We start from the raw sequence: 11,727 nt of genomic DNA on the forward strand, positions 1-11,727 counted from the left end.
TACTATATTGCCCCTTACATTGTTGAATTATCAAAATGGGCTCTGGCCCATTTTTTTTTGGAGCAGATAAAAAATGTTAAATAAAAGAGCAGATAAATTAGAATTATTAAGAATTGCTGAAGCAGTAGCTTTGGAAAAATCGATAGATAAAGAACTTATAATTAGTTCTATGGAAACAGGAATAGCTAAAGCAGCTAAATCTAAGTTTGGTCAAGAAAATGAAATTAAAGTTTTAATTAATAGAGATAATGGAGACATAGAATTGTTCAGAAAACTTATTATTTCTGAAAATCCTGAAAATGCAAATACAGAAATAAAATTAGAAGACGCAATAAATCTTAATGAAAATAATAAGGATAAATCAATCGGTGATGAAGTTCTTCAACCATTACCATCTTTTGATTTTGGTAGAATAGCTGCTCAAACTGCAAAACAAGTTATAAGCTTTAATGTTAGAGAAGCAGAGAGAGAAAGACAATTTAATGAATTCATTGATAAAAAAGATACAATTTTAAGTGGCATTGTTAAGAGATTAGAATTTGGAAGTGTTATTGTTGATCTAGGAAGAACAGAATCAATCATTCAAAAAAATGAGTTAATTCCTAGAGAAAATATTAAAGCCGGTGATAGAGTAAAAGCTTATTGCTATGATGTAAGAAGAGAGCCAAGAGGTCAACAAATCTTCTTATCTAGAGCTCACCCAAAATTTATGGAGAAACTTTTTGTTCAAGAGGTTCCAGAAATATATGATGGACTAATCGAAATTAAATCTTCATCTAGAGATCCTGGAAGTAGAGCCAAGATTTGTGTTAAGGCAGTTGATACATCATTAGATCCAGTTGGAGCTTGTGTTGGTATGAGAGGTTCTAGAGTTCAGGCAGTTGTAAACGAACTTCAAGGAGAAAAAATTGATATTGTGAATTGGTCAGAGGATGCTGCAATATTAGTATCAAATGCATTGTCGCCTGCAGAAGTTCAAAGAGTGAATGTAGATGCAGAAAGAAAAAAACTTGATGTAATTCTAACAGAAGAAAATTTGAGTAAAGCGATTGGTCGAAGGGGTCAAAATGTAAGATTGGCAACTAAATTGTTAAATTATGAAATTAATATTATGACTGATGCAGAAGATTCTGAGAGAAGACAATTAGAATTTAAAGAAAAGACAGATAACTTTGTTAAAAACTTAGAATTAGACGAAACTTTAGGTCAGTTATTAGTTGCTGAAGGTTTTTCAACAATAGACGATATTAAAGATAGCTTGCCAGAAAATTTAACTAAAATTGAAGGAATTGAGGAAGAAACAGCAATTGCGTTAATTGATAGAGCGAAAGAGTTTCATCAAAAAGATCAAGAAGACATATCTGAAAGAATTAAAGAGCTTGGTCTACAAGATGCTCTTATCAACCTTAAAGGTCTAACTCCAGGAATGTTAGTTACATTGGGTGAACAAAAAATATTAACATTAGAAGATTTTGCAGATCTTGCATCTGATGAACTTACTGGTGGCTACGATGTAGTTAAAGGAGAGAGAGTTAAAATTCAGGGTTATCTAGAGGATTTTGCTTTATCTAAAGAAGAGGCAGATGAATTAATTATGTCTGCTAGAAATATAATTTATAAAGATTGAGAGATGAGCAATGGAGAAAAAAACAAAATTAACAATATCCGGCTCTGCAAAGAAATCTATAAGAAATATTGAGATAGCTAAAACTCAAGGAAAAAATTCTAGAGTAATTGAAAAACAAGGTGGAAAATTCACTAATAAAGGTGGATCGTTTAGACCTGGTGCAGGAAAGCCAAAATCTACTACTTCGTATAATAGAGGTGCACCATTAAAACCATCTTTTGCACCAAAATCTCCTGCAATTACAAGCGATTTTGAAAGAAGAAAATTGGCAGAGCAAAGAGCTACCAAAAGACTTAAGGGAGATAGTGAAAAAGATAAAAAAACATTAAAAGCTGGAACAAAAAAAAGAGAATTAAAATTAACTGTTTCAAGAGCATTAAGTGATGAAATAGAAGCAAGAGAAAGAAGTTTAGCATCAGTTAAAAGAGCTCGACAAAAAGAAATGAAAAACTCTTCTAAAGAAGAGGCTCAAGAAAATTCAAAACCAGTAAAAAGAGATATCAATATTCCAGAGGCAATAACTGTTAGAGAGCTAGCCAATAGAATGGCGGAGCAATCTAGCAATGTAATTAAATATTTATTTGGAATGGGAGTAACCGTAACAATCAATCAAACTTTAGCTGCTGACACAGCTGAATTTTTAGTTAAGGAATTTGGACATAATCCAATAAGAGAAGAAAAAGCAGAAGAAATTATTCAAAAAATAAAGGCTACTAGAGTAGAAAATTTAAAAAATAGACCACCTATTGTTACTGTTATGGGCCATGTTGATCATGGTAAGACTTCTGTTTTAGATGTTTTAAGAAGTGCAAATGTAGTTTCAGGAGAGTTTGGTGGAATTACTCAGCATATAGGAGCATACCAAATTGAAAGTCAAAATAATAAATTAACTTTTATAGACACTCCAGGTCACGCAGCTTTTACTGAAATGAGAGCTAGAGGATCAAAATTAACAGATGTAGTAGTTTTGGTTGTTGCGGCTGATGATGGAGTAAAGCCACAAACAGTTGAGTCTATAAAACATGCAAAAGCTGCAAATGTTCCAATAGTAGTTGCAATAAATAAGTGTGACCTTCCTGAAGCTGATCCACGAAAAATTAAAAACCAACTACTTGAACATGAGTTAATCGCAGAAGATTTATCTGGAGATACTTTAATGGTTGAGGTTTCTACAAAAACAAAACAAAACTTAGATAAGTTAGTTGAGTCTATAATTTTACAAGCTGAAATTTTAGATCTTAAAACAGATTATGAGTCCAAAGCTACAGGAATTGTTTTAGAGTCGAAAATAGATGTTGGGAGAGGACCGGTTGCAAATATTATTGTAACGACAGGTACTCTTAAAAAAGGTGATTTTTTTGTAAGCGGTTTAAAATGGGGAAAGGTCAGAGCGATTATTAATGATAAAGGTCAAAATATTAGCGAGGCTCCACCTTCAACTCCCATAGAAGTTTTAGGTATAAATGGTGCTGCTAAAGCCGGAGATGATTTTATTGTTTTAGACACCGAAAAAGAAGCTAAAACTTTGAGTGAAAATAGAGCTCAAGAGAGCAAAGATGGAAAAAACCCGTTAACCTTCGCAACACAAGACTCTGCTTTTTCAGATAAGTCTTCTGAGGAATTAAATTTAATTATTAAATCTGATGTACAAGGATCATCAGAAGCTATCAAAAATGCAATTGCTCAAATTAAACACGAAGAAGTTAAGCCAAAAATAATATTAGCAGATATAGGAATGGTAACAGAAACTGATGTTACATTGGCTAAAGCATCTAATGCTGTTCTTATAGCCTTTAATGTAAAACCGAGCAAAGAGGCTAAAAAACTTGCTGAAAATGAAAAAATAAAAATCTCTTCTTACAATATTATTTATGAGGTTTTGGACTATGTTAAACAAAAAATGTCTGGACTATTATCTCCTGATGTTCAAGAAACAATTACTGGAACAGCACAAATTCTTGAGATATTCAAAGTTTCAGGTGCTGGAAAAGTTGCAGGTTCAAAAATTACTGAAGGTGAAATAAATAGTAATTCTGATGTAAGAATTATTAGAGACGGCGCAATAATTTACACAGGGAAAGTTTCAACAATTTTCAGAGAGAAAAACCAAGTAAAACAGGTTAGTGATGGTCAAGAATGTGGAATTACTGTTAAAGATTATATGGATTTTCAAAAAAACGACACAATAGAGGCATTTAGTGTTACATCTACAGAGAGATCGATTTAATGGCTGATAGAATAGGAAAACCAGTATCGCAAAGACAGCTTAGAGTCGGAGAGATGATTAAGCAGTCTTTAAGCATGATTTTTATAAGAAATGAGGCTAAGGTGCCCAACTTAGAAACAAATACTATAACAGTTACAGAGGTTAGAATGAGTCCTGATTTAAAAATTGCTAAAGCATATGTTCTTCCATTGGGAGGAAAAGATGCTGAGGAAACAATTAATGTTTTGAAAGAATACTCATTTTTAATAAGAAAAATTTTATCACAAAAAGTGGTTATGAAATTTTTACCAAAATTACTTTTTAGAAAAGACGAGTCTTTTGAGTATGCGGAAAAAATAGAAAACTTAATAAAACAAACAAATAAATAGGAAGAAAGAGGCATGAACAAAAAGGCACAAGAATTAGCAATGCATGATAGAGATACTGGATCTTCAGAAATCCAAATTGCTTTGCTAACAGAGAAAATTGAAACTCTCTCTAAGCATATTAAGCAATTCAAGAAGGATAAACATTCATCTGTTGGATTGTTGAGAGCGGTAAATAGAAGAAAGAAATTGTTAGAATACCTAAAGAAAAACAAAATGGATTCTTACAAAAATGTACTGTCGAAATTGAATTTAAGAAAATAGAAGTCAAGATAGATAGAACGGAATGGAACGAAACGAACGAAACGAAATGGAAATGAAATGTTTAAAGTATACAAGAAGGAAATTGAAGTAGCGGGAAAGAAGATAAGTTTAGAAACAGGTAAAGTAGCAAGACAGGCAGACGGTGCAATAATCGCAACATGCGGAGAGACAGTCGTACTAGCAACAGTAGTGGGGGCAAAAAAAGTAAATCCTGATATGGATTACTTTCCATTATCTGTAAATTACCAAGAGAAATATTACGCAGCTGGGAAAATTCCAGGTGGATATTTTAAAAGAGAAGCAAGACCAACTGAGAGCGAAACATTAATCTCTAGATTAATTGATAGACCAATCAGACCTTTGTTTCCAGATGAATTTAAAAATGAAGTACAGTTATTACCAACTGTAATTTCATATGACAAAGAAAACGAACCAGATATTTTATCAATCACTGCTTCATCGGCAGCATTAGCTATATCAGGTATGCCATTTATGGGACCTGTAGGAGCCTCAAGGGTTGGATTTATTGATGGAAAATATGTTTTAAACCCATCTAAAGCAGAATTAGAAAAATCGAAATTAGATTTAGTTGTAGCAGGTACAAAAGATGCTGTGCTTATGGTTGAATCAGAAGCAAGCGGTTTAACTGAAGAAGAAATGTTAAATGCAGTTAAATTTGGTCATGAAGGCTTTGTTCCAGTGATTGAAATGATTGAGGAGCTTGCAAAAGAATGTAGAAAACCTGAATGGACAGTTGAGAAAAAAGATTTATCTGAAGTTAAGAAAAAACTTGAGGAAACTTTTACTGAAGATCTTAAAAAAGCTTTTGCTACAAGAGATAAACAAGATAGATCAAATCAAATTTCTGAAATTACTGATAAAGCTAAAAAACTTTATGCGGAAGATGAAAACTACACAGATCTTGATGTTAACAGTCAGCTAAAAAGTCTAGAAAAATCAATTGTTAGAACTGATATCCTAAAAAATAAAAATAGAATTGATGGAAGAGGTTTATCTGATGTAAGACCTATCGAGTGCGAAGTGGGTATTTTACCTAGAGCTCATGGTTCTGCATTATTTACTAGAGGAGAAACACAAGCAATTGTTGTAGCAACTCTAGGAACTTCTGATGATGAACAAAGAATTGAAAGTTTAGATGGGCTTCAGAGAGAACGATTTATGCTTCACTATAATTTTCCTCCTTTTTCTGTTGGAGAAACTGGAAGAATTGGAACTGGTAGAAGAGAAATCGGACATGGTAAATTAGCTTGGAGAGCGATTAACTCTTCATTACCAACGAAAGAAGCATTTCCATATACTTTTAGAGTAGTTTCAGAAATAACTGAGTCTAATGGTTCTTCTTCTATGGCTACTGTTTGTGGAACGTCTTTAGCGTTAATGGACGCTGGAGTGCCAATTAAAGAGCCAGTTGCAGGTATTGCAATGGGTTTAATTAAGGAAGGTGATGATTTTAGCGTCTTGTCAGACATTTTAGGTGATGAAGATCACCTAGGAGATATGGACTTTAAAGTTGCTGGAACTAAAGATGGAATTACTTCTCTTCAAATGGATATCAAAATTACAGGTATTACATTTGAAATCATGGAGCAAGCATTAAGCCAAGCTAAAGATGGAAGAGTTCATATCTTAGGAGAAATGAACAAAGCATTATCAGCTTCAAGATCTGATGTTGGAAAACACACTCCAAAAATGGAACAAGTTAATGTTGATAAAAAAGACATTGCTGCTGTCATTGGAAAAGGTGGCGCAACAATCAGAGAGATTGTTGAAAAATCAGGTGCGAAAGTAGATGTAAATGACGAAGGTGTGGTAACAGTTGCTGCTCCAGATGAAGAGTCTAGAAACATCGCAATGCAGATGATTAAAGACATAACTGCAAAAGCTGAACTTAATAAAATTTATTCAGGTAAAGTAATGAAGATTATGGAATTTGGTGCATTTGTTAATTTCTTAGGAAAACAGGATGGGCTTGTTCATATTTCAGAACTTGCAGATAAAAGAGTTGCTAAAGTAACCGATGTTGTCAAAGAAGGAGACGAGGTAAAAGTTAAAGTGATTGGTTTCGATAGAGGTAAAGTTAAACTTTCGATGAAACAAGCTACTGAATAATTAATAGCTTAATTTTAAATTTTAAACCCCCTGAATGAGAGTTCTGGGGGTTTTTTTTAACTAAAATTAACTAAATTTAGCTAATATTCTTTGGGTCAGGCATTCCAACTTTGTTATATCCTGCATCAACATAGTGAATTTCACCAGTAACTCCGTTTGCAAGATCACTTAATAGATATAATGATGAATTTCCAACATCATGGATATCTACGTTTCTTTTGAGAAAAGAATGGTCTTCATTCCATTTATATAAGAACTTTGCATCTCCAATCGCAGAAGCTGCTAATGTTTTAATAGGGCCTGCACTTATTGCATTTACTCTAATCCCCTTGACACCTAAATCTCGAGCTAGATACTTAACACTAGCTTCTAAAGCTGATTTACAAACACCCATTACGTTATAATTTGGAATTGCTTTAGTAGACTCGTAAGTTAAAGTTAATAAACTTCCGCCTTGTTTCATTACCTTTGAGGCTTCTTTTGCTACTTCAGTAAATGAAAAGCATGAGATTAACATACTTCTTAAAAAGTTTTCTCTAGTGGTATTTAAATATTCACCTGATAACTCTGATTTATCAGAGAAAGCAACTGCATGAACTACAAAGTCAATTTCACCCCATTGGGATTTGATATCTTCAAATAATTTTACAACTTCTTCTTTTTTTTCAACATCACAACTAAATGTAACTTTTGAATTTAATTTTTCTGCTAAAGGAACAACTCTTTTTTTCAAAGCATCGCCCAAATATGTAAATGCTAGTTCTGCCCCTGCTTCAGCAAGTTTTTGAGATATACCCCAGGCAATAGATCTTTCATTTGCAACACCCATGATTAATCCCTTTTTGCCTTTCATTAAACTCATAAATTAAACCTTTTCAAAAATTAAAGCTGCATTAGTTCCACCAAAACCAAAGCTATTCGACATTACTGTATTTAAAGTTGCTCCCGTTTCAGTTTTTGAAACTATAGGAAATTTATTAGCTTCTTCATCCATCTCACTTATGTTTGCAGAGCCAGCTATGAAATTATTTTTCATCATTATCAAACAGTAAATTGCTTCATGAACTGAAGCCGCACCAAGTGGATGTCCCGATAAAGATTTTGTCGAACTAATCTTTGGGATATTGTCTCCAAAAGTATTTTTAACTGCATTTAGCTCCGTGATATCTCCAACTGGAGTAGAAGTTCCATGAGTATTGATATAATCAATTTTATTTTTAGCAGTAGACATTGCCATTTGCATACATCTGACAGCACCTTCTCCTGATGGAGCTACCATATCGTATCCATCTGAAGTTGCTCCATAACCAGTTAATTCTGCGTATATTTTAGCACCTCTTGCTTTAGCGTGTTCATATTCCTCTAGCACTAACACACCTGCACCACCTGCAATTACAAAACCATCTCTTGTTTTGTCATATGCTCTTGATGCTGTTTCGGGAGCATCATTATATTTTGATGATAAAGCAGTCATCGCATCAAACATTGCCGTCATAGCCCAATGAACTTCTTCACTTCCACCTGCAAAAACAACATCTTGTTTTCCCATTTGAATTAATTCCATTGAATTACCAATACAGTGGCCACTTGTTGCGCAAGCAGAACTCATTGTGTAGTTGGTTCCTTTAATTTTAAATGGAACAGCAAGCGTTGCAGAAGCTGTACTTGCCATTGTTCTTGGAACAATGAACGGTCCCATCAATTTTGGAGTTTTAGCCCTCGTTTTATCCGCAGCCAAAATAACATTTTCAATTGATGGACCACCAGAACCCATAACTATTCCAGTTTTAAAATTGCTAACTTCAGTTTCTTCTAATCCAGAATCCTCAATAGCTTCTTTCATCGCAATATAATTATAAGCTGAACCTGAACCCATAAATCTAATTGTTTTTCGATCGATATAATCTTCTAATTTTATATTTGGTTTGCCATGAACATGGCTTTTAAGATTATGTTCTTTATATTCCTCAGCATAAGTAATTCCTGATTTTGAATTAATTAATGATTGATGAACTTCCTCTTGGTTGTTTCCCAAACAAGAGACAATTCCTAATCCTGTAATTACTACTCTTCTCATTATTTAAATAACCCCACTTTCAAACTTTCTGCTGAATATATTTTTTTGTCATCAGCAAGTACAATTCCATTGGCAAGACCAACAGTTGTTCCACCTGGCGACATAATTTTTTTCATATCTATTTCGTACCTTACATTTTTAACATTTTGTAAAACTTCACCAGTAAATTTTACAGTACCAACTCCTAGAGCTCTACCTTTGCCAGGATTTCCTAACCAGCCCAGAAAAAATCCAACTAGTTGCCACATAGCATCTAAACCTAGACACCCAGGCATGACTGGATCCTCTTTAAAATGACAGTCAAAAAACCATAGATCGTTTTTTATATCTAATTCAGCCTTTAAAGAGCCTTTATTGAAAGCTCCATTATTCTCGTTGATTTCAGTTATTCTATCAAACATCAACATTGGAGGAAGTGGTAATTTTGCATTACCTGGTCCAAAAAGATCACCATTTCCACAACTTATTAGATCGTCATATGAGTAGGAATTTTTTTTCATATTTTTTGAGAAACCTTATTACTTGATTTAATGCCAATATAATATAATAAAACAGTATATTTTTATTGATACATTAGAATAATTATAAAATACAATGGTAAAAAACTGTAATTTTGTTGAAAAATTAAGAGATTTAGGACTTAGACCCACTAAACAAAGGGTTAAAATGTGTGAAGTTCTATTTAATAGAGAAAAAACTTTTCATTTTACAATCAATGATCTCGTAAAAATGATTTCTGAGGAGATGAATGAAAAAATTTCTTTAGCAACAGTTTACAACACTGTTCATGCATTTCAGAAAAAAGGTTATTTAAAAGAAATTTCGATTAACAGCGATAAAAGTTATTTTGATACAAATACATCTGTTCATCATCATTTTTATGATGAAGATACTCATCAGCTAATAGATTGTGATAAAAATGATATAGACCCAGTAAATATTAAAAAAAATATTACAGGAAAAAAAATAAATTCAGTTGAAGTTTTGGTTAAAGTTGCGAGTGATAATCAAACTCAAAAATAATTCAATTAAATCAATTATATATAATCTAGATTATAATAATTCTAAACTATTGACATTAAAGTTTTAGACACTATATGGTCTATAAAGTTAAATTAAGGAGAAAAAAATGTCTTTAAAAGGAAGTAAAACAGAAGAGAACTTAAAAGCAGCATTCGCTGGTGAGAGTCAAGCAAATAGAAGATATCTTTATTTTGCACAAAAAGCTGACATCGAAGGTTATAATGATGTAGCTACAGTATTTAGATCAACAGCAGAAGGTGAAACTGGTCACGCACATGGTCACTTAGAATACCTTGAACAAGTTGGAGATCCAGCTACTGGGAAACCAATCGGTGAAACTAAAGCAAATTTAGCTTCTGCAATTGAGGGAGAAACGCATGAATATACTGACATGTACCCAGGTATGGCTAAAACTGCAAGAGAAGAAGGTTTTGAGGAAATTGCAGATTGGTTTGAGACTTTAGCAAAAGCTGAAAAATCTCATGCTGGTAAATTTCAGAAAACTTTAGAGTCAATTGCCTAAATAATATTCATTAGTGGGCGTTTACCGCCCACTAAATTTAACAAAATTTCTAAAATCAAAAAAAATGAAAGAGCAACTTTTACAATTAATAAAAGATTGGTTTAATGAACCAGTGGTATTAGTTTCTTTATCATTAATTATAATTTCTAATATAATCGTATGAGCAAAGAAGGAAGTCTAGACGCCCCAATTCGTCACCCTATTGATTTTGAGCATCGAGATTTTTTAAATACTGAAAAATTAGATGCAGAAATGCGAAGAGTGTTTGATATTTGCCATGGATGTCGAAGATGTTTTAATCTTTGTGATTCCTTTCCAAAATTGTTCGATATGATTGATGAGTCTGAAAATGAAGACGTAGAAAGTTTAAAAAGTGAGCAATTTGCTCCGGTTGTTGATGCCTGTACTCTTTGCGACATGTGTTTTATGACCAAATGTCCTTATGTACCTCCTCATGATTTTGATCTTGATTTCCCTCATTTAATGTTGAGGTACAGAACGGCACAGAAAAAATTAGGTAAATTACCAAGTGTTCCAATGCAATTAGCCCAAATAGATAGAAACGCAAAAATTGGGGTTTTATTTTCTAAAATAATTAATTGGGCATCAGATATAAAAAATAAGTTGTTCAGAAAAATATTAGAGGTAGTTGCTGGTATCGATAAAAGGGTTCAACTTCCAAAATACAATTCAGAAACTTTTTCTAATTTTTTTAGGAAAAATAATGACAAAATAAACTACGAGACAAAAACTAATGATAGAAAAGTTGTAATTTATTCTACCTGTTTTGTTAACTTTAATAAAAAAAATACGGGTGTTGCAGCTTTAAAAGTTCTAAAGAAAAATGGTGTAGAAGTTCAAGAAGCCTATCCTGGATGTTGTGGAATGCCATTCTTAGAGCAAGCTGATCTTCCTAAAGTTGTGGAACAGGCTAAAAAAGTTTCTAAAGATTTAGTTGAATGGATTAACAAAGGTTACAAAGTTGTTACATTAACTGCTAGTTGTGGTTTAATGTTAAAATTTGAATGGCCATTGCTTTTACCTAATGATGATAAAATAAAAAAATTATCTGCAAACGTTATGGATATTGATGAGTATGTTGTTGATATTGCAAACAATGAGGGATTAGCAGATGGATTACAAGAAATAGATGGTGGAGTGACAGTGCACCATGCGTGTCACGCAAGAGCACAAAACATGGGTATCAAAGCGAGAGATATGCTTAAACTTATCCCTAATGTTAAAATTGATGTTGTAGAGAAATGCGCTGGGCATGGTGGAACTTTTGGTGTGATGAAAGAAACACATGATCTGGCCAACAAAGTAGGAAGACCAACTGCAAGACAAATTAAAACAAAAAATAACAAGTACATGGCTTCTGATTGTCCTTTAGCAGGTAAGCACTTGAAGCAGCTTGAAGTGGATACTAACATCTCCAATGATGAGGCACTACATCCTATCGAATTGATGGCAAAAAGTTATAAATTATGA

Annotated in this window: 11 protein-coding genes; 8 read left to right on the forward strand and 3 right to left on the reverse strand. The window is 32.9% G+C overall.

Annotated features, from left to right (window positions below; genetic code table 11):
* Positions 1-73 precede the first annotated feature (73 nt).
* From nusA to pnp, 5 genes are read left to right on the forward strand one after another with little or no spacing between them, the layout of a single operon-like run.
* Positions 74-1,627, forward strand: coding sequence for a transcription termination factor NusA (nusA, locus tag ACTTA6_RS06600; RefSeq protein ID WP_440613552.1), 1,554 nt, complete (start codon positions 74-76; stop codon positions 1,625-1,627).
* A gap of 10 nt (positions 1,628-1,637) precedes the next feature.
* Positions 1,638-3,854, forward strand: a complete 2,217-nt coding sequence (gene infB, locus ACTTA6_RS06605; RefSeq protein WP_440613551.1) for a translation initiation factor IF-2 — start codon at positions 1,638-1,640, stop codon at positions 3,852-3,854.
* Positions 3,854-4,222, forward strand: coding sequence for a 30S ribosome-binding factor RbfA (rbfA, locus tag ACTTA6_RS06610; RefSeq protein WP_075485631.1), 369 nt, complete (start codon positions 3,854-3,856; stop codon positions 4,220-4,222). The genes infB and rbfA overlap by 1 nt, the downstream gene beginning before the upstream one ends.
* A gap of 12 nt (positions 4,223-4,234) precedes the next feature.
* The gene (gene rpsO, locus ACTTA6_RS06615) at positions 4,235-4,483 is read left to right on the forward strand and encodes a 30S ribosomal protein S15 (protein WP_440613550.1); all 249 of its coding nucleotides are present in this window, start codon (positions 4,235-4,237) and stop codon (positions 4,481-4,483) included.
* Between the two features lie 57 nt (positions 4,484-4,540).
* Positions 4,541-6,613: a polyribonucleotide nucleotidyltransferase gene (pnp, locus tag ACTTA6_RS06620; RefSeq protein WP_440613549.1), complete on the forward strand. Its 2,073-nt coding sequence runs from the start codon at positions 4,541-4,543 to the stop codon at positions 6,611-6,613.
* 76 nt (positions 6,614-6,689) lie between these two features.
* Here pnp and ACTTA6_RS06625 read toward each other — a convergent pair whose 3' ends face one another.
* Genes ACTTA6_RS06625 through fabA form a run of 3 tightly spaced genes read right to left on the reverse strand, consistent with a single transcriptional unit; the run spans position 6,690 to position 9,190 of the window.
* Positions 6,690-7,475 carry an enoyl-ACP reductase FabI gene (locus tag ACTTA6_RS06625; protein ID WP_440613548.1) on the reverse strand — a complete coding sequence of 262 codons (786 nt, stop codon included), beginning with the start codon at positions 7,473-7,475 and terminating at the stop codon, positions 6,690-6,692.
* A 3-nt stretch (positions 7,476-7,478) separates the two neighbouring features.
* The gene (gene fabB / locus ACTTA6_RS06630) at positions 7,479-8,690 is read right to left on the reverse strand and encodes a beta-ketoacyl-ACP synthase I (RefSeq protein WP_440613547.1); all 1,212 of its coding nucleotides are present in this window, start codon (positions 8,688-8,690) and stop codon (positions 7,479-7,481) included.
* Entirely contained in the window at positions 8,690-9,190 is a 501-nt protein-coding gene (fabA, locus tag ACTTA6_RS06635; protein WP_428079165.1) for a bifunctional 3-hydroxydecanoyl-ACP dehydratase/trans-2-decenoyl-ACP isomerase, read from the reverse strand. The genes fabB and fabA overlap by 1 nt, the downstream gene beginning before the upstream one ends.
* 94 nt (positions 9,191-9,284) lie before the next feature.
* On the opposite strand from fabA, the gene ACTTA6_RS06640 reads away from it, so the two are divergent.
* The 3 genes from ACTTA6_RS06640 to ACTTA6_RS06650 all read left to right on the forward strand — a co-directional run bounded on the left by ACTTA6_RS06640 (position 9,285) and on the right by ACTTA6_RS06650 (position 11,727).
* The gene (locus tag ACTTA6_RS06640; protein ID WP_440613546.1) at positions 9,285-9,713 is read left to right on the forward strand and encodes a Fur family transcriptional regulator; all 429 of its coding nucleotides are present in this window, start codon (positions 9,285-9,287) and stop codon (positions 9,711-9,713) included.
* Positions 9,714-9,819: 106 nt separating this feature from the next.
* Complete coding sequence (locus ACTTA6_RS06645) at positions 9,820-10,236, forward strand: rubrerythrin family protein (protein ID WP_262590070.1); 417 nt, start codon at positions 9,820-9,822, stop codon at positions 10,234-10,236.
* Between the two features lie 159 nt (positions 10,237-10,395).
* Positions 10,396-11,727, forward strand: coding sequence for a (Fe-S)-binding protein (locus ACTTA6_RS06650; protein WP_440613545.1), 1,332 nt, complete (start codon positions 10,396-10,398; stop codon positions 11,725-11,727).

The sequence above is a fragment of the Candidatus Pelagibacter sp. HIMB1636 genome, assembly GCF_052047675.1.
Lineage (GTDB): Bacteria > Pseudomonadota > Alphaproteobacteria > Pelagibacterales > Pelagibacteraceae > Pelagibacter.